Below are 24,098 nucleotides of genomic sequence, written 5' to 3'. Positions count from 1 at the left end.
CACGCTCCCGAAGATCGTCCGAACGCGCCTTGCCCATAATAGCCTCCCAATCAGAAGACCCATGGACTCACGGTTCGGACCCGATGGGAATCCCCCGCTCGATCACATTCGATTCAACTCAGCGGGCGGCTGCTCTAGAGCCTGATCCTGGAGCGAAATCTGAGCTTGGACGCCAGCGCGTCCAAACCGATTTCACTCTGAAAGCGTCTCAGCCGCGCATCGCATCGCTCAAACGGTTCATCGTGATCTGGAACAGGCCGTCGGTCGTACCGCCGAACTCATAGAGGGCGACGAGAATGACCAGGACCATCAGCGACAGGATCAGGCCGCATTCAATCGCGGTGGCACCGCTGTCGTCGCGTCCGAAGCGGGAAAGCAATCGTCGCAGCATCGGCCCCCTCCTTTTCGGCGGCTAGAGCAGGTCGCGCAGCCAAGCGACCAGTGGAACGTCTGCCGGCGGCATGGGATAGTCCGAAAGCTCGTTCGGCTTCACCCACTTCAGCGCCGCGTGTTCGCGGTTCTGGACCACCCCAGACCAACGTCGGCAAAGATACAGTGGCATCAACAGGTGAAATGATTCGTAAGCGTGACTGGTAAACACGAACGGGGCCAGGCAGGCCTCGGTGACATCTATCCCGAGTTCCTCATGCAGTTCGCGGATCAGCGCCGCTTCCGGTCGCTCGCGCGGCTCGACCTTTCCGCCCGGAAACTCCCACAGGCCGGCCAGCTGTTTGCCCTCGGGCCGCTGGGCGATCAGCACCCGGCCGTCGACGTCGATCAGGGCGACCGCGACGACGAGGACGGTCTCAAGGCCCTCGCTCACGAGCGATAATCGCCGTTGATCTCGACGTAGCGTTTGGTCAGGTCGCAGGTCCAGACTGTGGCCGAGGCGCGGCCCGAGCCGACGTCGACGGTGATGTCGATCTCGGCGTTCTTCATATAGGCGCTCATCGCGGCCTCGTCGTAGGTCGGCGACGGGGCACCGTCGACGGCCGCGACGTGCGGGCCGAAGCGGATGGCCAGATGGTCGCGATCGACCGGCTCCTCGGTCTTGCCGACAGCCATCACCACCCGCCCCCAGTTGGCGTCCTCGCCCGCGAGCGCGGTCTTCACCAGCGGACTGTCGGCGATCGACTTGGCCAGCTTTCGGGCTGATGCCGGGCTGGCCGCCCCGTCCACGGTGACGCGAACGAATTTGGTGGCGCCTTCACCGTCGCGGACCAGCTGGTGGGCGAGGTCAAGCATGACCTTGTCCAGCGCGGCCGAGAATTCCTTGAGCCGCCGGTCGCCGACCCGGCCGATGCGCGGGGCTCCGCTCGCGCCCGTGGCGAACAGCAGGCAGGTGTCGTTGGTCGAGGTGTCGCCGTCGACCGTCACGCTGTTGAAGGTCGTCCGCACGTGCAGGCCCAGCAGCGCCTGCAACACCGGCGGAGCGATGGCCGCGTCGGTGACGATGAAGGCCAGCATGGTCGCCATGTCCGGCGCGATCATGCCCGACCCCTTGGCGATGCCGGCGATGCGGACGGTGCGACCGTCGATCTGGCATTCGGCGAAGGCCCCCTTGGGAAAGGTATCCGTGGTCATGATGCCCAGGCCAGCGACGGCCCACTGACCCGTCGCACTGGCGTCGGCGTCCAGCGCCGCCTCGACGTCGGCCAGGCGGGCGGCGATCTTGCGGTCGTCCAGCAGCACGCCGATCACCCCGGTCGAGGCCAGCATCACGTCGCGCTGGCGACAGCCGAAGCGTTTGGCGACCTCCGAGGCCGTGCGCCGGGCGGCGTCAGCCCCCGCCTTGCCGGTGAAGGCGTTGGCGCAACCGGCGTTGACGACCAGCGCACGCACGTCCTCCCCCCCGCCGTCGGCTGCCAGCTGACGCTTGCACCAGTCGACGGGGGCCGAGCCGATCTTGTGGCGCGTGAACACCCCGGCGCAGGTCGTGCCGCGCGCGAAGCGGAACACCACCAGGTCGTCGCGCTCGTGCTTGTAGAAACCGGCCCGGGCCGTGGCGATCTCGACCCCGCCGATGGCCGGGATGGCCGGAAAGGGCACGGCCAGGGGCGACACCTCCAGCCCGGGCTTGCCCGGCGCGGCCACGATGACCTTCGTGGGTGTGGTCGCGCGTCTCAGGGCCGTGGCCAGCGGATCGAGCGCCTTTTCGATGGCCTGTTCGATCTTCTGGCCGGTCGAGGCGCGACCCATCTCCGGCGCGCGGCTCATGGGGTCGTCTTGGGCGCGGCCGGGATCGTCGCGGGAGCGGGTGCCGGCGCGGCGGGTGCCACGGGGGCGGGCCGGGGCGCCGAGGCGGGTTCCTGCGAGCGGGTGGTGGCGTTCAGCAGCACATTGACGTCAGCCTTGCCGCGCAACTGCTCCAGCAGCTGACGCACGCCCTCATAGGTCAGGTATCGCACGATCTGCGGCCGCGCCTGTTCCAGCGTCGGCGGCGTTTCGCGACGGCGGTCCTCAACCCGCAGCACCGCCCAGCCGCCTTCGGTCTGGAAGGGGCCGACGGTGGACCCCGCCGGACGGTCGCGCAGCGCATTGGCATAGGCCTGGGGCAGGACGTCCAGCGTCGCATAGCCCAGGTCGCCGCCGGAAAAGCGGGTCGCCTCGTCGATGGAGCGCTGCTGCGCCACCGCCTCGAAGGCCGATCCCTGCGCCAGCAGGCCGACCACGGCGTCGGCTTCCTCCCGCGTGCGCGACAGGATCAAACGGCTGCGGATTTCCTCGGTGGTTTCGGCCAACCGGACCTGCTCGCGATAAATCGTCTCGATGGACTTGTCGTCGATTGTGCCGTTGACGACCGTCTCGACCAGCATGTCGCCGAGGATGCGTTCGCGGGTCGCCTCCAGACGGCGCTGGGCAAGGGCCGAGTTGTCCAGTCCGCGCCGTTCGGCCTCGGCCGCCAGCAGCTTCTGGTCGACTACCTCGTCCAGAACGCGGCGGAACAGGTCGGACGTGGAGTCCAGCGGCTCGCCCTCGCCCACCAGGCCCTGCGCCACCGCCTCGCGCTTGACGTCGGAGGCCCAGATGGTCTCGTCCTGAACCTTGGCCACGGCGCGGTCGCCCGGCTCGGGCGGGCGTTCGGAACCACCGGTTCGGCCGCAGGCCGCGACGGTCAGCAGGACCGCCAGAACGACCGGAAACAATGCGCGGGAAAGCCTCATTCGGGCGAACTCCGTCACGGGGCGACAAAGGCCCTCGCGTTGACAGGGATAAGGCCGGTGCTTAAGTCCCGCCTGCGCCCAAGTCGAGGGCTTTTCGAACGTTCGCGCGACCCTCCCGCGCGCCTGCGACAGGCGCGAGCCGAGGCCGCCGCCGGCGAGAACTTCCTCGCCGCCCTCAGTACCAGAGCACCGCCGCTCGCCCGCCTTTGGATCATCCATGCTCGGCATCGCCAAGAAGTTTTTCGGTTCCTCCAATGACCGTAAGGTCAAGGACTTCCAGGGCCGGGTACAGAAGATCAACGCGCTGGAGGACAAGTTCGCCGGCCTGTCCGACGACGAACTGCGGATGATGACCGACGCCTTCCGCGACCGGATCGCCGGCGGGGAAACGCTGGACAAGGTCATGAACGAGGCCTTCGCTGTGGCGCGTGAGGCTTCCAAGCGGGTGCTGGGCCAGCGCCAGTACGACGTGCAGCTGGCCGGCGGCATGATTCTCAACGACGGCGGCATCGCCGAGATGCGGACCGGCGAGGGCAAGACCCTGGTCGCCGTGGCGCCGGTGTATCTGAACGCGTTGGCGGGCAAGGGCGTCCACGTCATCACCGTCAATGACTATCTGGCCCGTCGCGACGCCGAATGGATGGGACGAGTCTATCGTTTTCTGGGCATGGAGGTCGGCGTCATCGTCAACGGCCTGTCGTCGGGCCAGCGCCAGGCGGCCTATGCGGCCGACATCACCTACGGCACCAATAACGAATTCGGCTTCGACTATCTGCGCGACAATCTGGTCTACGATCGCAACGAAATGGTGCAGCGCCCGCACCATTTCGCCATCGTCGACGAGGTCGACTCCATCCTGATCGACGAGGCTCGCACGCCACTGATCATCTCGGGACCTACCGAGGACCGTTCCGACCTCTATCTGATCGTCGACGGGATCATAAAGGAGCTGATCCTCGACGCGACCACCTTCGACCTCGACGAGAAGCAGCGTCAGGCGCTGCTGACCGAGGAAGGCTCGGAAAAGATCGAGGAGATCATGGAGGCGCGCGGCCTGTTCGCCGCCGACACCACGGGCCTTTACGACGCCGCCAACATCAGCCTGGTGCATCACATCAACCAGGCCCTGCGCGCCAACACTCTGTATCAAAAAGACAAAGACTACATCATCAAGGCCGGCGAGGTCATGCTGATCGATGAGTTCACGGGCCGGATGATGCAGGGCCGCCGGCTGTCCGAAGGCCTTCACCAGGCCATCGAGGCCAAGGAGGGCGTGAAGATCATGCCCGAGAACCAGACGCTGGCCTCGGTCACGATCCAGAACTATTTCCGCCTTTACGAGAAACTGTCCGGCATGACCGGCACGGCCGCGACCGAGGCGCAGGAGTTCCTCGACATCTACACGATGGACGTGTTGGAGGTGCCGACCAACCGACCCGTCAAGCGCATCGATCACGACGACGAGATCTTCCGCACCTCGGCCGAAAAGAACCAGGCCATCGCCGGTTTGATCGCCGAATGCCACCTGCGAGGCCAGCCCATCCTGGTCGGCACGGTATCGATCGAGAAATCCGAGACCCTGTCCGAACTGCTCCGGACCTATGAGCACAAGGTCGAGTCCGGCCGTACCCTGAAGAAGGAATTCGCCGGCAAGGACAAGGACGCGGCCAAGATCGGCGACGCCGCCTTCGACATCACATACGACGTGCAGTTGCGCGGCATTCCCCACAGCGTTCTGAACGCCCGCCAGCACGAACAGGAAGCCTATATCGTCGCCGACGCCGGCCTGCCCGGCGTGGTCACCATCGCCACCAACATGGCTGGCCGCGGCACCGACATCCAGCTGGGCGGCAACCTGGACATGCAGCTCCAGAAGTGGCGTCAGGACCTGCGCAACCTGGCGCAGGAGATCACCCCCGAGCTGGAGGCGACAGAAGAAACCCGCCTGAAAGCCGACATCGCCGTGCAGAAACAGATTTCGCTGGCGGCGGGCGGCCTGTTCGTCCTGGGCACCGAACGTCACGAAAGCCGCCGCATCGACAACCAGCTGCGCGGACGCACCGGCCGCCAGGGCGACCCCGGCACGTCGAAATTCTTCCTGTCCTGCGAGGACGACCTGCTGCGAATCTTCGCCGGCGACCGGCTGGACGCCATCATGCGCAGCTTCGGCGTGGCCGAAGGCGAAGCCATCAGCCACCCTTGGCTGAACCGCGCCGTCGAGACCGCCCAGAAGCGCGTCGAGACCCGCAACTACGACATCCGCAAGAACCTGCTGAAATACGACGACGTCGTGAACGACCAGCGCAAGGCCGTGTTCGAGCAGCGTCAGGAGTTCATGGACTCCCAGGACTTGTCCGAGCTGGTCGGCGAGTTCCGACACGACGTCATCTCCGATCTGATCGAAAAGCATATGCCGCCCAAGGCCTATGCCGAGCAGTGGGACATCGACGGCCTGGACGAAAAAGTCCGCTCGACGCTGGGTCTGGAGCTGCCGCTGCACGATTGGGCCGCCGAGGAGGGCGTGTCGAACGAGGAGTTCGAGGAACGCCTGCTGGCCGCCTCCGACGCCCGCGCAGCCGAGCGTCTGGAGCTGATCGGCGCCGACCAGACGCGTGGCCTCGAGAAGCAGTTCATGCTGCAGATGGTCGACATGCAGTGGCGCGAGCATCTGGTGCATCTGGACCACCTGCGCGGCGTCATCGGCCTGCGTGGCTATGGCCAGCGCGATCCGCTGAACGAGTACAAGACCGAGGCCTTCAATCTGTTCGAGACGCTGCTTTACGAGCTGCGCCACAACGTCACCCGCTGGCTGATGACGGTCGAATTCCGCTTCCAGCCGCCGCCCGCAATGGACCTGCCCGAGTTCCAGGAGATCCATCTGAACCCCGGCAGCGGCGAGAACCAGATGGCCAATCCGGGCGCTCAGAACCCGGAGGGCCAGCTGACCGGCGACGATCGCGCGCGCCTGCCGGTCGAGGCCCTGCCGGTCGGCTGGAACCGTACCCCGCGCAACGCCGACTGCCCCTGTGGATCGGGTCGAAAGTTCAAGCACTGCCACGGCACGCTGGTTTGATTTCCGGCGAGGAATTGAGAGACGCGCCGGGTGGGAATCGAGAGACGCCCGGCAAAGACTTAGAAGACTTCAGGGACAGGACCAGGGATGACCGCGACGAGCCGCAAGGATCTGTTCTCCCGCGCCCTGTCGCTGGACCCCGACCGGCTGCATTTCGCCGCCCATAGCCATCACCTTTGGCCTGACGCCAGCTTCGACGGCCAGATCCGTGCCTGGGTCGAGGCCAACACCTTCGCCGACCGCAAATGGGATCTGGTGTTCGGCGACGTGGTGCCGGAGGCGCAGGCTCACGTGGCGAAAGAGCTGAACCTGCCGTCGCCGGACACGGTCGTGTTCGCCTCCAACACCCACGACTTCCTGCTGCGCATCGTCTCCGGATTCGAGCGCAAGCCCGTCCGCATCCTGTCCACCGACGGCGAGTTCCACGCCTTCCGTCGCCAGGCCGAGCGCTGGGAGGAGGCGGGCGAGGCGGTGGTCACCCGCATCCCGCTCAATCCCGTCGAGACCTTCGACGACCGGTTCATCGCGGCGGCCCGGGGCGGCGGCTTCGACCTGATCGTCATCAGCCAGATTTTCTTCAAGACCGGCCAGGGGTTTGGGGCCGTCGAGGATCTGGCGGCGCTGGCCCGGCCCGAGGGGCCGTGGGTGATCGTCGACGGCTATCACGGCTTCATGGCCACGCCGACTGATCTGTCGGCCGTGGCGGACAAAATATTCTACGTCACCGGAGGCTACAAATACGCCATGGCGGGCGAGGGCGCGGGCATCCTGCACGCCCCGGACGGCTTTTGCCCACGCCCGGTCGCGACGGGCTGGTTCGCCGAGTTCGGCAATCTGATGGGGCCGCCCGACGGGGTCCAGTATCGCGGCGACGCGGGCCGCTTCTGGGGCGCCACCTTCGATGCCACGCCGCTGTACCGCTTTAACGGCGCGCGCCGGATACTGGACGAGAACGGCCTGACCACCGCCGCGATCGCCGACCATGCGCGGGGCCTGATGCGCCGCTTCCAGGACGCGGTGGCGGCAGGCGAGGCCGGGCGGCTGGACCGGGCCGAAATCCTCAATCCCGTGACCGATGAAACCAACCGCGCCCGCTTCCTGGCCATCCGGCACGCGGACGCGCAGGCGTGGCGGGCGCGGCTGCTGGAGGCCAATGTCGTCACCGACGTGCGCGACGACACCATCCGTTTCGGCTTCGGTCTGTACCAGGACGAAGCGGACCTGGAGCGGATGATCGCCACCTGCGCACGCGTGCTCTGACCGGGGTCAACCGGGAGCGAAATCCGCGCGCCGGAGGACGGCGTGGAACAGGGCCGATTACGCGCTTGGCCCAATTGACGTTCAGCAGAGCCGCTGACGGTCACCAAACCCCGTCATTCCGGGGCCGCGTAGCGGAACCCGGAACCCAGGTGTCTGAACTCGGCAGTCGAGTGTGGCGGACGACGGTGTCCAGCCCCTGGGTTCCGGGTTCTGTTCCCGGCTGCGCCGGTCCCAGCCCCGGAATGACGGGGGAAAGGGAACGGGCACCGACACCTGCATGTCGACTGACCCTAGAAAAACGTCGAGTCGTCCTGCCGCTTGGCTTCCGGAGCCTTGCGAGGTCCTGCTGGAGCGGCGGGTTGTTCCGGGCGCGCGCCGGGCGTCGTCGGCGCGGCCTGACCCGGCGCGAGCGGCAGGGTCGGATAGGGCAGGGTCTCGGGGCTGCCGTCTCCGGGATAGACGATCTCCGGCGGCGCGGCACCCTCGGGCTCGACCCGGTCGGGCGCGTCCAGATCGTCGCGGATGAAGACCCAGGAGCGCGTGTCCGAGCAGGCGCAGGCCTTCATGAAGCCTGCGCGGTCGCGCCAGATGACCAACGGCCAAGTGGGCTGCAGCCCCTCCTCCCGCAGATTCTCCGACAGGCTGGCGATGAAGTCGCGACCGGCGTCGACGACGGCCCCGCGCGCCAGATTGCCGTCGGCGGTCGGGATGCCCGCGCCGGTCCAGTTGTTCGACGGCGTCGCCGTCCAGCGCTGATACAGGGTCCAGTCGCGGGTCAGCCACAGCTCTGCGACCGTGGCGCGCTCGGCCGCCGTGGACTGGGCCAGTCCCTCGCGGTCGGGCCGGGCGAACAGGATGAAGCGCGCCTCTATCCCCGCCGCGCGCAGTTTGGGCGCCTCTTCTTGCTCGTAGCGCTGCATGGCGGCGGAGTCCCGATGGCCGATGATGTACAGCGGCTCGCCGCCGCCCCCGGCCGACACCCACGACGCCTCGTCCATCAGCTTCTGAATTTCAGCCTGGTTGTGGGTGATCGTCACCGGCTGGAAGCGCGCGTAGAAATTCTGATAGGCCCAGTAGCCGCCGACGGCCAGAATCAGGCCGAGAACGGCCGCGAGGGCCGACCAGACGAAAAAGCGACGCATGCGGACGGGGGCTCCAGCTTCACGGTTCTGAGAGCGTAACGCTTAACACCGAATTCCGATGCCGCGAACGTCGGAGAGGCGAACCCGTCACCCCATGGTCGGGATGACGAAGCTCGACTCCGCGTGTTCCAGATCGCTGTCGGGCCAGCGGGCGGTGATGGTCTTGACCTTGGTCCAGAATTTGACCCCCTCCATGCCGTGCTGGTTGGTGTCGCCGAAGGCCGAACGCTTCCAGCCGCCGAAGGTGTGATAGGCGACCGGCACCGGGATCGGGACGTTGATCCCGACCATGCCGACATTGACCCGGGCGGCGAAATCTCGCGCCGCGCGGCCGTTCTGGGTGAAGATGGCGACGCCGTTGCCATACTGGTGCTTGCTGGGCAGGCTCAGCGCCTCATCGAAACTGGCGGCGCGGACGATCTGCAGCACCGGGCCGAAGATCTCTTCCTTGTAGGACTCCATCTCCGGCGTGACGTGGTCGAACAGCGACGGGCCGATGAAATAGCCCTTCTCGTGCCCTTGGAGGCTGAAGCCGCGCCCGTCGACGACCAGTTCGGCACCGTCTTTCACGCCCTGTTCGATCCAGCCTTCGACGCGGGCCTTGTGCTGGGCCGTGACGACCGGGCCGTAGTGGGCACCGGCGTCGGTCGAGACGCCGACCCGCATGGTCGGAATCTCGGCGATCATCCGTTCACGCAGCTCGTCGGCGGTTTTCTTGCCTACCGGCACCACCACCGGCAGGGCCATGCAGCGTTCGCCGGCCGAGCCATAGGCCGCGCCGGACAGGTCCTTGATCACCTGGTCCATGTCGGCGTCGGGCAGGACGATGCCGTGGTTCTTGGCCCCGCCCATGGCCTGGACCCGCTTATGGTTGGCGGCCCCGGTCTGATAGACATAGTGAGCGATGTCGGACGAGCCGACGAAGCTGACGGCGTGGACCAGCGGATGGGTCAGGATGGCGTCGACCGCCGCCTTGTCGCCGTGGACGACGTTGAGCACCCCGGCGGGGGCCCCCGCCTCCATCATCAGTTCGGCCAGACGGACGGGCACCGACGGATCGCGCTCGCTGGGCTTGAGGATGAAGGTGTTGCCGACGGCAATGGCCACGCCGAACATCCACATCGGGATCATGGCCGGGAAGTTGAAGGGGGTGATGCCCGCCACCACGCCGAGGGGCTGGCGCATCGAATAGACGTCGATGCCGGGGCCGGCACCCCAGGTGTATTCGCCCTTGAGCACATGCGGGATGCCGCAGGCGAACTCGATCACTTCCAGACCCCGCTGGATGTCGCCCCTGGAGTCGGCGACGACCTTGCCGTGCTCGGCCGACAGCAGTTCGGCCAGCTCTGTCATGTTCGCCTCAACGAGGCGCTTGAACTCGAACATCACCCGCGCGCGGCGCTGGGGATTGGTCGAGGACCAGCCGTCAAAAGCATTCTGGGCGGCCTGGACGGCGCGATCCATGTCGGCGACCGAGGCCAGCTGCACCCGCGCCTGGACCTCGCCGGTGTTGGGATTGAAGACGTCCGAGAACCGGCCCGAAGCGCCTGTGAAGCTGGCACCGTCGATGAAGTGGTTGATATCGCGCATGGGCGGGCGGTCCTCGGGACTGAAACAGGTCGTCAGATGGCCAGCGGTTTAGCCCCTGACCCGCGCGGGCGCCAGCGGCACGGGTGGGGAGACTCTGGCGGACGGTTCACAGCCGACGAGGGGACGGTTTGAATGACAGGGACGGGTGGTGAGGGGGCCTAGCGAGTGGCGGGAGGAACGACGTTTGCATGGCGAGCCAGCCACTGCCAGCGACCCGCCTCCCACACATAGACGTTCGTGTATCTTCTTTGCAGCGGCACTGGTCCAAAGGCTCGTCCAAGTTAGCTCGTGGCGACGGGCGTGAAGACCTCCCCGCCCATCACGACCGCAACGCCGCCGCTGATACGAACTTCTTCCGGAGTCCGCTGGAACTGTTCAGTGGCGATTTCGCCGTTGCGCATGTTCGCAAGAAACTGCTCGCGCGAGAGGACGCGGCCCCCCGGCGCGTTTATCCTCAAATTCGCGTGCGCAAGCCGTTCCAGGCCAGCGACATCGGCTGCCGCAACCATGGCTCGCTGCTGCTCATCAGCCGAGCGGACCGCCGCATCGCCTCCATCTGGCGGCGACACCGTCGCGCACCCCATCACGAGAAGAGCCGGTATCCAGTTCAGGTTCGCCATCATTGCACCGTCCCGCGAACAAATGTCTTACGTCTCCCGCTGGCATACGGAAGTCCTTGTTGTACGCAAAGGGTCTCTAGCCGCTCATTGAAATCGTGCCAGGATGCGGACGTTCAGGAGATGCCGATGTCGGCATCAATCCAACAGCGTCCGGACTTGATTGTAATCGAGTGCAATCAATCACTCCCGACTTCCGCTCATCCCCGCGAAAGCGGGGACCCAGTGCTTTTGCTGCGCCAAGTGATCGGGATCGTCGTCCTTGGGCCGTCGGCGCGACTGGATCGCTCAAAACACCAGGTGCCCGCTTCCGCGGGGATGAGCGGTGTTGAATCCGGACCTAGACCGCCGCGTCGAACAGGGCGTCGCGTGCGATGTCGGCCTTGAGCATGGGGAAGAAATGGGTGCCGCCGGGCACGGTCTCGACGGTGACGTTCGGCAGGCCCCGCGGTGCCTCGGGGACGTGACAGGTCGAGCCGGTCTCGCCCTTCAGGATGCGCACCGGGCGGTCCAGCCGCTTCAGCGCGCGCCAAGGGTCATGGCTCTGGGCCGCATAGTTGGAGGCCTCCCACGCCGGGTCGCAGGCCAGGGTGAAGCCGTCTGGCGTCTCGACCAGACCGTCCACCAGATAGTCGGCCAGCATCATCTCGGGCCAACCCTTGAAGGCCCCGCGTCCCGAATAGGCGGCCAGGGCCTGTTCGCGGCTGTCGAACACGGCGCGGCGGCGCAGGGCGTTCTTGACCAGCGGAATGCGCGAGGCGAGACGGTCCAGAAGCGGAAGCTGGAAGGCGGCGACGGTCAGGCGACTCCAGATCACCGGATCGAACAGCACGAGGCCGGCGACCCGCTCGGGGCGTTCGGCGGCGGCCAGAAGCGCCGAGGTTCCGCCCATGGAGTGTCCGGCAAGGACGACCGGCGGGCCGTCCAGCGCATCCAGCAGGGCGATCAGGTCGTCGCGGTGGTCGTGCCAATGGCGTCGGCCCTTCGCCTCGGTCGGCAGCAGGGTCGCGCCGTGGCCGCGCAGGTCCGGCGCCCAGATGCGCAGGCTGCCGGAGAGCGGTGCCAGCAGGGTGCGGTAGGTCATGGCGTTGAAGCCGTTGGCGTGGACGAAGACCAGATCGACCGGGCGTTTCTCATCGCCGAAATCCAGCACGCTCATGGGCCCTTCGCCCGAGGGCGCGCGCACGGACAGCGTCAGTCGACGGGGCGGGGAGAGCCGGATTGCGTCCATGGGGGGGCAGATAGGAGGTCGACGGCCCCTTCGCCAGCGTCCAGGTCGCCTCAGACGGCCACCCGGCAGGCCGGGCAGCGGCCATGCGCCTCGATCGTGGTGCGGGCAATGACGTAACCGGCGTGTTCGGCGGCGGAGTCCAGACCCCCGGCCGCCGGCGCGGACACCTCTTCCGTCGCGCCGCAACAGTCGCAGATCAGGAAGGCGGCCGCGTGCAGCGATCCTGCTTCGCCAGTCTCGACATTGCAGGCCACATAGGCGCTGATCGAGGCGATCCGGTGCGCCAGTCCCTTGCGCTCGAGGAACTCCAGCGCGCGATAGACAGTAGGTGGCTTGGCGGGCCGGCCGTCTTCGCCGAAGCGCGCGATCAGGTCATAGGCCTTGACCGGCTCGCCCGCCGCGAGCAGCAGGCCCAGTACCCGCAGGCGCGCGGCCGTCATCCGTTCGCCCTCGGCGCTCAGACGCGCGTCCGCAGCGGCCAGGGCCCGCTCGACCTCGGCCGCGTCCGGCGGGCCTTCGTGATGATGGTGATCGCAGGGGTCGCCCATGGCTCACAGCTAATGCCTCAACCCGGCACCCGCAATGTCGGGCTTGACCTGATGTGATGTTATCTCATAACATAAAACATCCCTTAGCTAGAGTTCCTCATGACCGTGTCTCGCCCCCTTCTTCTCGCCGCCGCCAGCTGGACCGTTCTGAGCGGCGTCGCCCTGGCCCAGACTCCCGTTTCCGTGGGCGCGGCACCGCAGGATCGAAGCGCGCGGCTGGAAGATGTGATCGTAACCGGCACGCCCTTCGGCGTCACCGACCAGGCCAGCCTGCTGGCGGTCGAGGTTCTGAACGAGGAAGACCTGGCCGTGGCCCCGGCGGCGACGCTGGGCGACCTCGTCAACGGTCTGCCCGGCGTTCGCAGCACCAATTTCGCTCCGGGCGCCAGCCGCCCGGTGATCCGCGGACTGGCCGGTCCGCGCGTCCAGGTGCTGACCAACGGGCTTGGCCTGATCGATGCCAGTTCGGTCTCGCCGGATCACCAGGTCGCGGTCGACCCCGCCGAGGCGCGACGCATCGAGATCGTCCGGGGTCCGTCCACCCTCGTCTACGGCGGCTCGGCCATCGGCGGCGTGGTCAACATCATCGACGACCGCATCCCTTCTGAAGCCGCAGAGAACGGCATCGACGGTCACGTCAGCGCCCAGGCGTCGACGGTCGACGAGGGAACCAGTTTCGGCGCGCGACTGAAGGCCAACGCCGGGCCGCTGGTCTTCACCGTGGACGGCTTCACCCGCAGCGCCTCGGACTATGACATCCCGGTCTACCCGGAATCGCAGCGTCTGCTGGACGAGGAGGGCGAGACCGCGGGCGACGAGCGCACCGTCGAAAACACCTTCGTCGACCTGGACCAGTATGGCGCGGGCGTCAGCTGGATCGGATCACGCGGCTATCTGGGCCTGTCTGTGAAGCGGGTCGAGACGACCTATGGCGTCCCGGGTCACGCACACGGGCATGAGGACGAGGATCACGACGACGAGGATCACGACGACGACCATGGTGATGAAGAGGAAATCGTCACCATCGGCCTGGAGCAGACGCGTTACGATCTGCGTGGCGAACTGCGCTTCGACGCGGGCCCGTTCAGTTCTGCCCGGCTGTCGGCCGGCTATGCCGATTATCAGCACACCGAGTTCGAAGGCGACGAGGTCGGCACCCAATTCTTCTCGGACGGCTACGAGGGTCGTTTCGAGCTGATCCAGCGTGAACGCAACGGCTGGCAGGGCGTGATCGGCGCGCAGGTGCTGGACCGCACCTTCGACGCGGTCGGCGACGAAGCCTATGTGCCCCGCACCGACATCGCCGAGCAGGGCCTCTACACCTTGCAACGCTATGATCGAGGCGGCTTCGGCTTTGAGGGCGGCGTGCGCCTGGACACGCGATCGCTTGACAGCGTTGCCGCCGATCGGGATTTCGACAATGTGTCGGCTTCCGCCGGTGTCTTTGTCCGACCGGCACCTTCCCTGTTCCTGGGTCTGACCTTGGCCCGCAACGCGCGTGCGCCGAGCGAGGTCGAGCTGTTCGCGGAGGGCCCCCACGCCGCGACCGGGGCCTTCGAGGTCGGCGACGTCGATCTGGACAGCGAAATCGCGACCTCAATCGAGGGCACGCTGCATTTCGCCTCGGGGCGGTTCGAAGTCGATCTGCACGTCTACCAGGCCGATTACGACGGCTTCATCGACCTGAGGCCGACGGGTCTGGAAGACGCGGATTCGGATTTCCCGATCTTCCAGTACGTCCAGACCAACGCCAGTTTCCGCGGCTTCGAGGCCGAGGCGCGTTATCAGGCCTGGGGGGACGAGACTCGCGGCGTCAGCCTGTCCGTCGTCGCCGACCAGGTCAGGGCCTCGACCGATCTCGGCCCGGCGGCGCGGATTCCGCCCTGGTCGGTCACCGGCGGAATCGACTGGACCTCGCGCCTGTTCGACGTCGGGCTGGACGTTCGTCGGGTCGGCGAACAGGATCGCGTGGCCGATTTCGAGCTTCCGACCGACGGCTACACGCTCGTCAGCCTGAAGGGCGCGATCCGTCCGTTCGCCGAGCGGAATCTGACGCTCTTCGCCGAGGCGGCCAATCTGACCGACGAAGAGGCGCGCGAGCACGCGAGCTTCCAGAAGGACCTCGCGCCACAACCCGGCCGGAACCTGCGCGTGGGGCTGACCTACCGGTTCTGAAGCTGACCTTGGCCCACGCAGGCGAAGCCTGTTTGCCGCGCGCCTGCGTCTGGGCTAGAAGGCCGCCTTCATTCATTCAAGAGCAGCCTCGCGTCCATGACCGATACCACCACGAACGCCTCGCCCCTGTCGGGCAACGTCCTGTTCTACGGCAAGCCCGAACCGCTGTCGGTCGAGGCCCACAGCGGCCTGGGCGTCGATCCGGTCGCCAAGCCGTATGGCTTTGTCGCCCAGTCGAACATCGTGCCGGTGATGGTCACCGAGTTCGCGCCGGCGGCCCTGTCCTATCCGGTGATCTTCGTCGGCGACAACCGCCAGCCGGTCGCCGTCATGGGGCTGCGCCAGGGCGAAAACCTGTTCGTCACCGACGACGGCGAGTTCCGCGCCGAGGCCTATATCCCGGCTTACATCCGCCGCTATCCGTTCGTCTTCGCCAATGACGACGTCCAGAAGCGCATGATCCTGTGCGTCGACCGTTCGGCCTCCTTCATCCGCGAAGGCGGCGAGACCCCGCTGTTCGTCGACGGTCAGCCCTCGCCCTACACCCAGCAAGCGATGGAATTCTGCAACAATTTCGAGCAGGAGCGTCAGCGCACCGACGCCTTCGTCAAGCTGCTGGGCGACCTTGAGCTGCTGGAGACGCGCGAAGCCCTGTTCACGCCGCGCAACGCCGACGGCTCCTCCGGCCAGCCGCAGAAGATCGCGGAATATTTCGCCGTCTCCGAGGACAAGCTGAAGGCTTTGTCGGCCAAGAAGCTGGTCGAGCTGCGCGACAACGGTGCCCTGGGCCAGATCTACGCCCATCTGACGTCGCTGCTGGGCTGGGATCGCCTGATCGCCATCGCCTTCCAGCGCGCCGCCGCCGAGCAGCCAGTGGCCGGTAACGCCTGAGTGAGTGGCGAGTGACGGGTGGCGAGTGGCGAGTGGCGAGTAATCGCGGACTATCCACCTCCGTCCGCTACGGCTCGGACGGCCCTCGCCACTCGCCACTAATTACGCGTCACTTTGTCAGCGCCGGGCCAGCAGCGCCCGCGTCAGACATGAGAAGACCAGACGACCGGCCTCGTCGAGCAGGTCGTGCTGGGCGATGACGATGCCCTTTTCGTCGCCCACGGGATCCTTGCCCATCACCGTCATGCGACCGCGCATCAGTTCGCCCGCCGGCGGATTGCGCATGTAGCGGAGGCCGTCGACCGCCAGCACCTTGGACTGAGCCCAGCCCGAGGCCTTGTCGGCGAACAATCGGCTCCACAGCGCATAGATCATGGCGTCGGGCGCGCCGTATGCGGGGTCCCAGCCAGGCAGGAAGCGTTCAATGAACACCTCCAGCGCGGCCTCGTCGACCATGCAAGCGCCCAGAGGCACGACCTCGCCCACGCCCAGATCCTCGAAATGGACGTGCAGGGGTTCGCTCATGTCATCCGTCCCGTCAGCCCGCAGGCTCTTCCGAAACCCGCACCAGCAGCTTGCCGTCGTGGTCGCCGGTGAACAAGCGGTTCAGCGATTTCAACGCGCCTTCCAGCCCGTCGTCGACGTGGACCTTCCACTTCACGGTGCCGTCGGCGAGCCAAGGCCCCATCTCGCCCACCATGTCGCGGCCCCGGTGGGCATAGTCGAGCACGAGGAGGCCCTGGATGTTCAGGCGGTGGGTGATGATGCGAGAGAAATTCGGCGAGGGCGGCATCTTGGTCGCGTTATAGGCCGAGATCAGGCCGCACACGGCCATGCGCCCGTGGGTCTTCAGCCGGTTGTACACGGCGATCATGTTGTCGCCGCCGACATTCTCGAAATTCAGGTCGATCCCGTCCGGAGCCAGCCGGTCCAGCGCTTCTCCGACGTCCTCGTTCTTATAGTCGACCGCGGCGTCGAAGCCGAGTTCGTCGGTCAGCCAGCGGCATTTGTCCGGCCCGCCCGCGATGCCGATGACGCGGCAACCGCGCGCCTTGGCCACCTGACCCGCGATCGAACCGACCGCGCCGGCGGCGGCCGAGATGACGAAGGTCTCGCCGGCCTTGGCCTTGAGGACGTCGGTGACGCCGAAATAGGCGGTCATCCCGGTCATGCCGAGGACGCTGAGGTTGGCGGTCAGGGGCATGCCCGGAGCCCGATGCACCGGCCGCAGCTCCATTTCGTTGGCGACGGCGTAGTCTGACCAGCCGCCGGACAGCGGCGTCACCACGTCGCCGACGCGGAAGCGGTTCGACCGGCTTTCCTCGACCACGCCCAGCGTCAGGCCGCGCATCACCCCGCCTATGGGCACGGGCGGCAAATAACCTTCGGCGTCGTTCATCCAGGTGCGGTTGGTCGGATCCAGCGACAAATAGACGGTACGGACCAGGACCTGGGATTCGCTCAGCGCCGGCACCGGCGCCTCGACCAGTTCCAAGTCGCCCGACTTGATCAGGCCTCTCGGGCGCTGGCGCAACACCCATTGACGATTGACACGAGCCATTTGGCGATCCTCCGGGTCTTCTTTGTGGACGCGCATAGTGATGCAGACGGCGTCGCTGTCCAGCCGTCGCGTTGGATGGTGCCCAAAGAAAAAGGCGGACCGTTTCCGGTCCGCCGAGTCGCATCATCGAGAATGAGGTGCGGAGGCGACAGATTGGCTTGCGCCAATCTCAAGTCGGGGGGCGTCGCCGCCTCCGCATGTGAAGAACGAGGGTCGCCGTGTCAGGTTCCGCCGCAAAGCGAACTTTTTTCACCAGCTGCGGGAATCCGGAACGGCAACGCCGGCTAACGCGTTCAACCGGCATGTCAAATTTCTGGACGGAGCGCCGCCATGACTCATGAATCTCCCCACGACAAGGCCGCCGACGCCGTTCACGAAGGCCGGCCGGTCGAGGCGAAATACGTGCGTGGCGGAGGCCCGGGTCGCCGCATCCTGACCATACTGGTGATCTCGGTGGCCGCGGTCAGCGTCCTGCTGCTGGGCATGTGGTTCGTCAGCCAGGGCGGCTTCGCCCGGACCAACGCCAATGTTGGAAATCAGGCCGTCGACGCCGAAGCCTTCCAGGGCGACGCCGTCGCGCCGCCGACGGCGGACGCTCCGACCACCGCGACGGGCGAGCCGACCAATCCGCCGACTGGCGAGGCCCCCAATGTCAACGCCCCGACCGTCTCGGCCGCGCCGTCCCGGTCAGCGATCCCGTAAAAGAGAAAGCCCCGGTCTCGCGACCGGGGCTTTCTTCGTGTCACGCTGGCGAAGGAGCCTACGCCGCTTCCTTCTGACGCGACGGATGGAAGAACAACGCCTGGCTGATCGCCGCCTTCACCGTTTCGGGCTGGAAGGGCTTGGTGATCAGGAAGGTCGGCTCGGGCCGCTCGCCGGTCAGCAGGCGTTCCGGGAAGGCGGTGATGAAGATCACCGGCACGTCGATGGCCTTCAGGATGTCCTTGACCGCGTCGATGCCCGACGAGCCGTCGGCCAGCTGGATGTCGGCCAGGACCAGGCCCGGACGGTGGCGGGCGACGGCGTCCACGGCTTCATCATGCATGGTTGCGGTGCCGGTGACCCGGTGACCCAGCTCCTTGACCAGGCTTTCGATGTCGGCCGAGATGATGGCCTCGTCCTCGATGATCAACACGTCGGTGGCCAGCTCGGCGTCGATGTCCGACTGGGCTTCCGAGATCAGGCGTTCGACGTCGGAGGCGTCCGCATCGAGGATTTGCGCGGCCTCCGAAGGGGTAAACCCTTCCAGCGCGGTCAACAGGAAGGCCTGGCGCCAGCGCGGCGCGATCCGCATCAGGCGGCGCGAGGCGTCGTCGCGGAGCTCGAGGCCACTCTTGTCTTCCAGCTGGGCGCCGGTCGAGACCCAGATCGCATGGAACACGTGATACAGCGCCACGCGCGGCGTCATCTCGGCCGGCAACTGGCGCTCGCCGGCGGCCAGGGTTTCCAGCGCCACGCGGACGTAGTTGTCCCCGGTGGTCTGATCGCCGGTCAATGCGCGGGCGTAACGGCGCACATAGGGCAGATGCGGCGCGAGACGGGCCAGCAGGCTCATATTGTAAATCCCCGACAAAACCGGGTTCCCACCATGGAACCTCGACAGTGTTCCCAACGTATCAAATCCGCCACGGTTCCCGACCGGGCGCAGAAGCTTGAGCATTAATCGGCGACGGCTTAGGAACCGGAGGATGAAGCTGGCGTTTCGGGCATACAGCAACAGCGTCAGGGTGGCAGCCGTTTATTCAATGACAGATATTTCGAACCCTTCCCGCAGTTCGGGTGAGCCCAAAGGCGAGCGCCTTGAGGAGGCCCGGCTGCGTCAGCAGGCGATCGGCGTGAAGCTGCGCCATATGTTCGACGAGGTGGTCAACGAGCCCGTGCCGGACGAGTTCCTTGAGATCCTGCGTCGCGCCGACAAGCGGGCTCCCGAAGGGGGCGACGCATGAGCGGCGCGACCAACCCGCCGCCGAAACCGCCTTCCGCCGACGACGACGCCTTCAAACGCGAGCTCGTCACGCTGATTCCCCATCTCCGCGCCTTCGCGCGCACTCTGACCGGCGACCCGACCGCGGCGGACGATCTGGCCCAGGACGCGATGATGAAGGCGTGGGACGCGCGCGCCAGCTATCTGATGGGCACCAATATGAAGGCCTGGACCTTCATGATCCTGCGCAACCAGTTCTATTCCGAAAAGCGCCGTTCGTGGCGCCAGTCGCAACTCGATCAGGAAGCGGCGGAGCGCACGCGCGTGGCCGTGGACGACCCGGAATCCCCGGTCGCGCTGGACGAACTTCGCCTGGCCTTGGCCACCCTGCCGGAAGAGCAGCGCGAGGCCCTGATCCTGGTCGGCGCGGGCGGCTTCGCCTACGAAGAGGCCGCCGACATCTGCCAGTGCGCGGTCGGTACGGTGAAGAGCCGCGTGTCGCGGGCCCGCAAGGCCCTGCAGGCGACGCTGGAAAAAGGTGGCTATGCCCGTGACGGGCGCGCCCCGCGGGGGATGCCATGCGGTCGATCCTGGCGGCCGCGGATCGTCTGGCCGGCGTCAGGACCTGATGCATGGGGCGGATCAGGCGCGCGCTCGGTAGAGGCCTCGGCCCGCCGAGATTTCAAGGCGTCCGCTTCCGACTTGGGCTGGCCCTGACCTTCGCCCTGCTGCCCATCCTCGCGCTGGGGGTCTTCCAAACACAGTCGCGCTTCCGGGCCCAGGACGTCGAACGCCGCGCCGATCTCCAGTTCGCGGCCGAACGCGCCGCAGCCTACGCAAAGGCCCATCTGGACAGCACCAGCGTGCTGCTTCAGGCGCTGCGCCCCGAGGCGCTGGAAGTCTTTTGCCAGCCGCGCCTGACCGCCTTGGTCGAACAGCTTGAAGGCATCGAGGGGCTGGCGCGCCTGACAACCCGCGGGCGGGACGACCTGCGCTTCCAGCGGCCTGGCCGGCACCACCCCGGACTGGCTGGTCCGGGCGCGCGACAGCGCCTGGTTCCAACGCCTGCGCGACGGCGAGGACAAGGTCCTGGCCCGGGCGCCGGCGCACGCCGGCCACGCGCCCGGACTGATCGTGGCCAAGCGGCTGGAACGTCCGTTGGGGACGTTCAACGGCGTCATGCTGGCGGTCATCCCCTTATCCAGCCTCCAGCCCGACGTCGCGGATCCGGGTCTTCCCGAAGGCTCCCAGGCGGCCCTGACCGACGCCGACGGTCGCATTCTGACGGCCACGGACATGGAGGCTTTCACCCTGAGTCGCGGCCCGGCCCTGACGGGTTGGGTCGAGCGCGCCCGCGAGGATGCCTCAGCCATCTTCGAGGCCGACGGCGCCGATGGTCGACGTCGGGTTTACGCCGGCGCGGCGCTGGCGGGTCGCGACGTCTATGCCCTTCTGTCCGCCCCGGCGCCCGGACTGCTCTCCTGGGCGCGGCTCAATCCCGTTGGCGCCCTGTTGGTGCCGCTTCTGGCCTGGCTGATCGCCTTCGTGGCGGCGATGTGGGTGACGGAGCGGATCGTCGTGCGTTGGCTGGCCTATCTGGAGCGTGTGGCGGCGCTGTACGCCCGTGGTCGCTTTTCCGTGCGTCCGGTCCAGGCGATCAACGCACCCTCGGAAATCCGCGTCCTGGCCCGCACCCTGGACGAACTGGCCGAGACCATCAGCACCCGCGACGCCGCCCTGAACGCCGCCCTGGATGAGAAGGACGCGCTGATGCGCGAGATCCATCACCGGGTGAAGAACAACCTTCAGATCATCTCGTCCCTGTTGTCGTTGCAGCAACGCGCGCTCAAGGACGATGCGGCCCGGGCGGCGGTCGGCGACACCCGCCAGCGCATCTCTGCCCTGGCCCTGATCTATCGCACCCTCTATCAGAGCGACGATCTTCGCTATGCCGACGCCAAGGTCTTCCTGACCGAACTGGTCGGCCAACTGGTGTCCAGCGAGGCGGGTCGGGGCCCGGTCGTCACCTCATCGATCGAGGCCGACTCGCTGGTCGTCGATCCCGACAAGCTGGCGCCGCTGGCGCTGTGGCTGGTCGAGGCCGTGACCAATGCCCAGAAACACGCCTTCGCGGGTCGGGGTGGCGACCTGCAGGTCCGGTTCAAGGTCAAGGGCGACACTAGCCTGCTTGAGGTCCAGGACGACGGTGCCGGGGTGGATGACACCATGCGATCCGGCGTCGGCCGCACCCTCATGGGTGCCTTCGCCAAGCAACTGCGCGGCGAGGCCGAGCTCATCCCCGGACCTTTGGGCGGCACCATCGCCCGACTGACCTTCCAGACCCCCGAGGCGGTCACGCCGACCGATCCCGCCGACCTTGGAACCCGGAACGCGGCGCGACGTTGATACGGCAAGACCTAAACCTCCACCGCCCCACGGAGCCTACAATGCGCAAGCTGTTTGTCATCCTCGCCGCCGCAGCCGCCCTCACATCCGCCGCCTGCAACACCGTCAAGGGTGCGGGCGAAGACGTATCCGCCGTCGGCACCGCCGTCGCCAAATGCGCTGACGGCCAAACCTGCTGAAGGCAAGACCTGCTGATCATGACGCCGGCCAGCTCCTGGCGTCCCATATCCCGGCCGCGACTCCCCCCCGACGCGTGGCTCGGTTGAAGAAGGCCCGCCAGGCTCCACCTCGGCGGGCCTTCGAACGTCCGGCGCGTTGCAGCGGCCCTCGCTAGAAAAGTCGAAACGGTGTCCGCAGAGACGCCTCGCGGGGGGGAGAGGTCTCGTCGGTCGAGGGCTCGGGTCCTGGATCCCGTCGCGCTCAAGGCCGCCAAGGCGGGGGTCGAGACCCGCATCAAGGCCGCCCTGATGATCTTCATCGTCGCCGCCTGCGCCCTCTTCGGCCCGCAGGTCGCAGCCTTGGTCGAGCTGTTCCCGACGCGGGTGGGCTACACGGCCATGAGCTTGCCCCACAACATCGGCACCGGCTGGGTCGGAGGGCTGATGCCCGCCGCCGGCTTCGCGCTGGTGGCCTGGTCGGGGACCATCTATTTCGGCCTCTGGTTTTCGGTCGTCTTCACCGCGATCGCTGCGGTCGTCGCCCTGATCCGGCTGCCGGAAACGCGGGGCCGCGACCTTAACGCGATCGAGAACTGAACGTCAGCCTCCGAAGCCCCGGCCCCCGCCACCGAAACCGCCGCGCGAAACGACCGTCGTGCGGCTCTGCACGCGGGCCGGGGCCTGCTGCGCTGCGGGCATGTGCTCCCGGGCGTTGGTGATCGTCCGCCCGGTGCGATAGTCGCGCGACAGATAGCCCCCGCCGTAGCCGTTGGAAAACTGGCCCTGACGATCCCGATACAGCGGACCGCCGCCTCGGTAACCGCCGCCGTTCAGCAACTGGCCGATGATGAAGCCGGTCGCCAGCGGCCCGAAGAAGGATCCGCCACCGCTGGTTCGCGGCTCGCACTGGGCCGAGCCCCATTGGCCCTCGCACTCCTCGCGCGTGGCGTAGCGGGGCGAGGTTTCGGCCGCCTGGGTCCTGGCGGCCGCTTGGGCGGTGTCGCACTCGGTGTCCGAGACGTCGTTGGCCGCCTTGCATTCGTCCAGGGATGAGTAGGCCAGGGCGGGAACGGCCGGTTCTTCGGGCAGCCGCGACTGCGGCGAACCACAGGCGGCCATGGAGAAGCTGACCGTGGCCATCAGGCTGGTGACCTGAAGCGTGCGCGACCGCTTTAGGCGGCGCATGGTGGTGGTCTGGGGCAGGGTTTCGTCGGTCATGATCGCCTCAGGCCGTCATGCAGGCGGCGTTGAGCAGGCCCACGCCGATGGAGATGGAGGCCAGATAGATGCCCGCGGCCATCTCGCCCGCCTCGATCCGCGCCGCCAGCGCCTTGTAGACGAACCGGCTGACGACGATGAAGGCGGCGATCTGGATCAGGCCGGCCAGCAGGGCCCAGGCCGCGAACTCCGGCAGGCTGACGGTCTGTGAGAGGGCCGAGGCCAGCGGCAGGACATAGCCGATCAGGGCTCCGCCGAGGCTGACGGCGGCCGCAGCGTTGCCCTGACGGATCAGGTCACGCTCGTGATAGGGCGTGACCAGCTGATAGATGAATTTGAAGGCGACGAAGAAGGCCACCGCCGCAGCGAAGGCGATGATGAAGGCGGTCGCCCCCTGCTGAAACCCGAACCAGTCAAACATCGCCCAACCCTCTCCTGCGCCTCAGGCGCTGAACTCGGCCATTTCCAGCGGAATGCCGATCATGATTTCGTGACTGACGTCGCCGCCCTTGGGCTCCTGCTCAAGCGCGATCATCAGTTCACGCCCGCCCGCCAGATCCCGCGCATACAGCATGCAGGTCTGAAAGATTCTAGCATAGGGCACGGCCGCTTCGCGGTCGTCGTAAATCGTTTCCCACAGGGTGACCGGCGGTTGACGCTCCTCGCTGTCGGAGAACCAGAAGCGCGGATATTCGGGCAGGCCCTCCGGCGCGCCCTGGAAGCGCGGCTCCGACAACCGGTCGCGCCATAGCCGCCGTTCCCGTTCACCGGGCGGATAGGCCGAGGACCAGGGGGTGAACAGACTGAAATCATAGGACGCCGCGCCGGCCTCGTCGTCGCTCATGGCCTGAAGCATCACGTGGTCGTCGGTGTAAAAGCGATGGACGAAGGTCCCGCCGTCCAGCGCCACCACCCCCTGGGCGGTGATTACGAGCGCGTCCCGATCCAGGGTAAAATGGGTGTCCGCGCCCAGCCGGCGCCAGGCCAACGGGTCCAGCGCCACGGTCCGGCCCACGGTGATGTTCCGCACCATCGCCAGCGATTTCGCCGGCGTCGCCGCTGGTTGTCCGAACAGACGCTTGAACATGCCGTGCTCCTAACCCGGAATGTCGGCGGTGGCGAGCCGGTTCGGCGTCGGGC

The 24,098-nt window shown here is 67.0% G+C and carries 24 protein-coding genes and 1 pseudogene; 10 read left to right on the top strand and 15 right to left on the bottom strand.

Annotation, left to right across the window (positions count from 1 at the left end; all coding sequences use genetic code 11):
* Window positions 1-208: 208 nt before the first annotated feature.
* From ACESMO_RS00440 to ACESMO_RS00425, 4 genes are read right to left on the bottom strand one after another with little or no spacing between them, the layout of a single operon-like run.
* On the bottom strand, window positions 209-391 hold the full coding sequence (locus tag ACESMO_RS00440; protein WP_372706207.1) for a Flp family type IVb pilin: 183 nt from the start codon (window positions 389-391) through the stop codon (window positions 209-211).
* Between the two features lie 21 nt (window positions 392-412).
* A complete protein-coding gene (locus ACESMO_RS00435; RefSeq protein WP_372706206.1) occupies window positions 413-823 on the bottom strand; it encodes a (deoxy)nucleoside triphosphate pyrophosphohydrolase in 411 nt (136 codons plus the stop codon).
* The gene (gene argJ, locus ACESMO_RS00430; RefSeq protein ID WP_372706205.1) at window positions 820-2,217 is read right to left on the bottom strand and encodes a bifunctional glutamate N-acetyltransferase/amino-acid acetyltransferase ArgJ; all 1,398 of its coding nucleotides are present in this window, start codon (window positions 2,215-2,217) and stop codon (window positions 820-822) included. The genes ACESMO_RS00435 and argJ overlap by 4 nt, the downstream gene beginning before the upstream one ends.
* Window positions 2,214-3,164 carry a peptidyl-prolyl cis-trans isomerase gene (locus tag ACESMO_RS00425; protein ID WP_372706204.1) on the bottom strand — a complete coding sequence of 317 codons (951 nt, stop codon included), beginning with the start codon at window positions 3,162-3,164 and terminating at the stop codon, window positions 2,214-2,216. Before ACESMO_RS00425 ends, argJ begins: the two co-directional genes overlap by 4 nt.
* 217 nt (window positions 3,165-3,381) lie before the next feature.
* Here ACESMO_RS00425 and secA point away from each other — a divergent pair, with 217 nt between their 5' ends.
* Together secA and ACESMO_RS00415 are read left to right on the top strand one after the other, a co-directional pair.
* Window positions 3,382-6,237, top strand: coding sequence for a preprotein translocase subunit SecA (gene secA, locus ACESMO_RS00420; protein ID WP_372706203.1), 2,856 nt, complete (start codon window positions 3,382-3,384; stop codon window positions 6,235-6,237).
* Between the two features lie 87 nt (window positions 6,238-6,324).
* Window positions 6,325-7,497 carry an aminotransferase class V-fold PLP-dependent enzyme gene (locus ACESMO_RS00415; protein WP_372706202.1) on the top strand — a complete coding sequence of 391 codons (1,173 nt, stop codon included), beginning with the start codon at window positions 6,325-6,327 and terminating at the stop codon, window positions 7,495-7,497.
* Between the two features lie 290 nt (window positions 7,498-7,787).
* Here ACESMO_RS00415 and ACESMO_RS00410 read toward each other — a convergent pair whose 3' ends face one another.
* From ACESMO_RS00410 to ACESMO_RS00390, 5 genes are all read right to left on the bottom strand, one after another.
* Window positions 7,788-8,639, bottom strand: a complete 852-nt coding sequence (locus ACESMO_RS00410) for a hypothetical protein (protein ID WP_372706201.1) — start codon at window positions 8,637-8,639, stop codon at window positions 7,788-7,790.
* An 87-nt stretch (window positions 8,640-8,726) separates the two neighbouring features.
* Window positions 8,727-10,229 (bottom strand): CoA-acylating methylmalonate-semialdehyde dehydrogenase, encoded by a 1,503-nt coding sequence (locus ACESMO_RS00405; RefSeq protein WP_372706200.1) that lies wholly within the window; start codon window positions 10,227-10,229, stop codon window positions 8,727-8,729.
* Window positions 10,230-10,510: 281 nt separating this feature from the next.
* Complete coding sequence (locus tag ACESMO_RS00400) at window positions 10,511-10,852, bottom strand: nuclear transport factor 2 family protein (RefSeq protein ID WP_372706199.1); 342 nt, start codon at window positions 10,850-10,852, stop codon at window positions 10,511-10,513.
* A gap of 334 nt (window positions 10,853-11,186) precedes the next feature.
* On the bottom strand, window positions 11,187-12,077 hold the full coding sequence (locus ACESMO_RS00395; protein ID WP_372706198.1) for an alpha/beta fold hydrolase: 891 nt from the start codon (window positions 12,075-12,077) through the stop codon (window positions 11,187-11,189).
* 50 nt (window positions 12,078-12,127) lie between these two features.
* Window positions 12,128-12,625 carry a Fur family transcriptional regulator gene (locus tag ACESMO_RS00390; protein WP_372706197.1) on the bottom strand — a complete coding sequence of 166 codons (498 nt, stop codon included), beginning with the start codon at window positions 12,623-12,625 and terminating at the stop codon, window positions 12,128-12,130.
* 99 nt (window positions 12,626-12,724) lie between these two features.
* Between ACESMO_RS00390 and ACESMO_RS00385 the strand changes: the two genes are divergently transcribed.
* Both ACESMO_RS00385 and ACESMO_RS00380 read left to right on the top strand, forming a co-directional pair.
* Entirely contained in the window at window positions 12,725-14,800 is a 2,076-nt protein-coding gene (locus tag ACESMO_RS00385) for a TonB-dependent receptor domain-containing protein (RefSeq protein WP_372706196.1), read from the top strand.
* A gap of 96 nt (window positions 14,801-14,896) precedes the next feature.
* Window positions 14,897-15,691 (top strand): SapC family protein, encoded by a 795-nt coding sequence (locus tag ACESMO_RS00380; protein ID WP_372706195.1) that lies wholly within the window; start codon window positions 14,897-14,899, stop codon window positions 15,689-15,691.
* Between the two features lie 117 nt (window positions 15,692-15,808).
* Here ACESMO_RS00380 and ACESMO_RS00375 read toward each other — a convergent pair whose 3' ends face one another.
* A complete protein-coding gene (locus tag ACESMO_RS00375) occupies window positions 15,809-16,216 on the bottom strand; it encodes an acyl dehydratase (RefSeq protein ID WP_372706194.1) in 408 nt (135 codons plus the stop codon).
* 13 nt (window positions 16,217-16,229) lie between these two features.
* A complete protein-coding gene (locus ACESMO_RS00370; RefSeq protein WP_372706193.1) occupies window positions 16,230-17,252 on the bottom strand; it encodes an NADP-dependent oxidoreductase in 1,023 nt (340 codons plus the stop codon).
* Window positions 17,253-17,582: 330 nt separating this feature from the next.
* On the opposite strand from ACESMO_RS00370, the gene ACESMO_RS00365 reads away from it, so the two are divergent.
* Window positions 17,583-17,954 (top strand): hypothetical protein, encoded by a 372-nt coding sequence (locus ACESMO_RS00365; protein ID WP_372706192.1) that lies wholly within the window; start codon window positions 17,583-17,585, stop codon window positions 17,952-17,954.
* Between the two features lie 58 nt (window positions 17,955-18,012).
* Here the strand turns inward: ACESMO_RS00365 and ACESMO_RS00360 are convergent, their stop codons facing one another.
* The gene (locus ACESMO_RS00360; protein WP_372706191.1) at window positions 18,013-18,807 is read right to left on the bottom strand and encodes a response regulator; all 795 of its coding nucleotides are present in this window, start codon (window positions 18,805-18,807) and stop codon (window positions 18,013-18,015) included.
* Window positions 18,808-18,997: 190 nt separating this feature from the next.
* Here ACESMO_RS00360 and ACESMO_RS00355 point away from each other — a divergent pair, with 190 nt between their 5' ends.
* From ACESMO_RS00355 to ACESMO_RS00335, 5 genes and pseudogenes are all read left to right on the top strand, one after another.
* Window positions 18,998-19,198 carry a NepR family anti-sigma factor gene (locus ACESMO_RS00355; protein WP_372706208.1) on the top strand — a complete coding sequence of 67 codons (201 nt, stop codon included), beginning with the start codon at window positions 18,998-19,000 and terminating at the stop codon, window positions 19,196-19,198.
* Window positions 19,195-19,805, top strand: a pseudogene (locus tag ACESMO_RS00350) (sigma-70 family RNA polymerase sigma factor). Before ACESMO_RS00355 ends, ACESMO_RS00350 begins: the two are co-directional and overlap by 4 nt.
* Before the next feature lie 505 nt (window positions 19,806-20,310).
* On the top strand, window positions 20,311-21,582 hold the full coding sequence (locus ACESMO_RS00345) for a sensor histidine kinase (protein WP_372706190.1): 1,272 nt from the start codon (window positions 20,311-20,313) through the stop codon (window positions 21,580-21,582).
* A 41-nt stretch (window positions 21,583-21,623) separates the two neighbouring features.
* Window positions 21,624-21,761 (top strand): entericidin A/B family lipoprotein, encoded by a 138-nt coding sequence (locus tag ACESMO_RS00340; protein ID WP_372706189.1) that lies wholly within the window; start codon window positions 21,624-21,626, stop codon window positions 21,759-21,761.
* A 168-nt stretch (window positions 21,762-21,929) separates the two neighbouring features.
* On the top strand, window positions 21,930-22,337 hold the full coding sequence (locus tag ACESMO_RS00335; RefSeq protein WP_372706188.1) for a hypothetical protein: 408 nt from the start codon (window positions 21,930-21,932) through the stop codon (window positions 22,335-22,337).
* Between the two features lie 3 nt (window positions 22,338-22,340).
* Here the strand turns inward: ACESMO_RS00335 and ACESMO_RS00330 are convergent, their stop codons facing one another.
* Genes ACESMO_RS00330 through ACESMO_RS00320 form a run of 3 tightly spaced genes read right to left on the bottom strand, consistent with a single transcriptional unit; the run spans window position 22,341 to window position 24,045 of the window.
* Complete coding sequence (locus ACESMO_RS00330) at window positions 22,341-22,958, bottom strand: DUF1190 domain-containing protein (RefSeq protein ID WP_372706187.1); 618 nt, start codon at window positions 22,956-22,958, stop codon at window positions 22,341-22,343.
* Window positions 22,959-22,965: 7 nt separating this feature from the next.
* A complete protein-coding gene (locus ACESMO_RS00325; RefSeq protein WP_372706186.1) occupies window positions 22,966-23,379 on the bottom strand; it encodes a DUF350 domain-containing protein in 414 nt (137 codons plus the stop codon).
* Window positions 23,380-23,400: 21 nt separating this feature from the next.
* Window positions 23,401-24,045, bottom strand: a complete 645-nt coding sequence (locus tag ACESMO_RS00320) for a YjfK family protein (protein ID WP_372706185.1) — start codon at window positions 24,043-24,045, stop codon at window positions 23,401-23,403.
* Window positions 24,046-24,098: the final 53 nt, after the last annotated feature.

Source organism: Brevundimonas sp. (assembly GCF_041688735.1).
Taxonomy (GTDB): Bacteria; Pseudomonadota; Alphaproteobacteria; order Caulobacterales; family Caulobacteraceae; genus Brevundimonas.
Note: the sequence above shows the minus strand (reverse complement) of the source record. Positions and strands in the feature narration are given on the sequence as shown.

Coding starts and splice junctions, on each gene's coding strand:
- ACESMO_RS00340 (WP_372706189.1), top strand. CDS start 21,624: ATGCGCAAGCTGTTTGTCATCCTCGCCGCCGCAGCCGCCCTCACATCC.
- ACESMO_RS00400 (WP_372706199.1), bottom strand. CDS start 10,852: ATGATGGCGAACCTGAACTGGATACCGGCTCTTCTCGTGATGGGGTGC.
- ACESMO_RS00425 (WP_372706204.1), bottom strand. CDS start 3,164: ATGAGGCTTTCCCGCGCATTGTTTCCGGTCGTTCTGGCGGTCCTGCTG.
- ACESMO_RS00360 (WP_372706191.1), bottom strand. CDS start 18,807: ATGAGCCTGCTGGCCCGTCTCGCGCCGCATCTGCCCTATGTGCGCCGT.
- ACESMO_RS00325 (WP_372706186.1), bottom strand. CDS start 23,379: ATGTTTGACTGGTTCGGGTTTCAGCAGGGGGCGACCGCCTTCATCATC.
- secA (WP_372706203.1), top strand. CDS start 3,382: ATGCTCGGCATCGCCAAGAAGTTTTTCGGTTCCTCCAATGACCGTAAG.
- ACESMO_RS00385 (WP_372706196.1), top strand. CDS start 12,725: ATGACCGTGTCTCGCCCCCTTCTTCTCGCCGCCGCCAGCTGGACCGTT.
- ACESMO_RS00380 (WP_372706195.1), top strand. CDS start 14,897: ATGACCGATACCACCACGAACGCCTCGCCCCTGTCGGGCAACGTCCTG.
- ACESMO_RS00440 (WP_372706207.1), bottom strand. CDS start 391: ATGCTGCGACGATTGCTTTCCCGCTTCGGACGCGACGACAGCGGTGCC.
- ACESMO_RS00395 (WP_372706198.1), bottom strand. CDS start 12,077: ATGGACGCAATCCGGCTCTCCCCGCCCCGTCGACTGACGCTGTCCGTG.
- argJ (WP_372706205.1), bottom strand. CDS start 2,217: ATGAGCCGCGCGCCGGAGATGGGTCGCGCCTCGACCGGCCAGAAGATC.
- ACESMO_RS00320 (WP_372706185.1), bottom strand. CDS start 24,045: ATGTTCAAGCGTCTGTTCGGACAACCAGCGGCGACGCCGGCGAAATCG.
- ACESMO_RS00375 (WP_372706194.1), bottom strand. CDS start 16,216: ATGAGCGAACCCCTGCACGTCCATTTCGAGGATCTGGGCGTGGGCGAG.
- ACESMO_RS00415 (WP_372706202.1), top strand. CDS start 6,325: ATGACCGCGACGAGCCGCAAGGATCTGTTCTCCCGCGCCCTGTCGCTG.
- ACESMO_RS00410 (WP_372706201.1), bottom strand. CDS start 8,639: ATGCGTCGCTTTTTCGTCTGGTCGGCCCTCGCGGCCGTTCTCGGCCTG.
- ACESMO_RS00390 (WP_372706197.1), bottom strand. CDS start 12,625: ATGGGCGACCCCTGCGATCACCATCATCACGAAGGCCCGCCGGACGCG.
- ACESMO_RS00370 (WP_372706193.1), bottom strand. CDS start 17,252: ATGGCTCGTGTCAATCGTCAATGGGTGTTGCGCCAGCGCCCGAGAGGC.
- ACESMO_RS00355 (WP_372706208.1), top strand. CDS start 18,998: ATGACAGATATTTCGAACCCTTCCCGCAGTTCGGGTGAGCCCAAAGGC.
- ACESMO_RS00365 (WP_372706192.1), top strand. CDS start 17,583: ATGACTCATGAATCTCCCCACGACAAGGCCGCCGACGCCGTTCACGAA.
- ACESMO_RS00405 (WP_372706200.1), bottom strand. CDS start 10,229: ATGCGCGATATCAACCACTTCATCGACGGTGCCAGCTTCACAGGCGCT.
- ACESMO_RS00330 (WP_372706187.1), bottom strand. CDS start 22,958: ATGACCGACGAAACCCTGCCCCAGACCACCACCATGCGCCGCCTAAAG.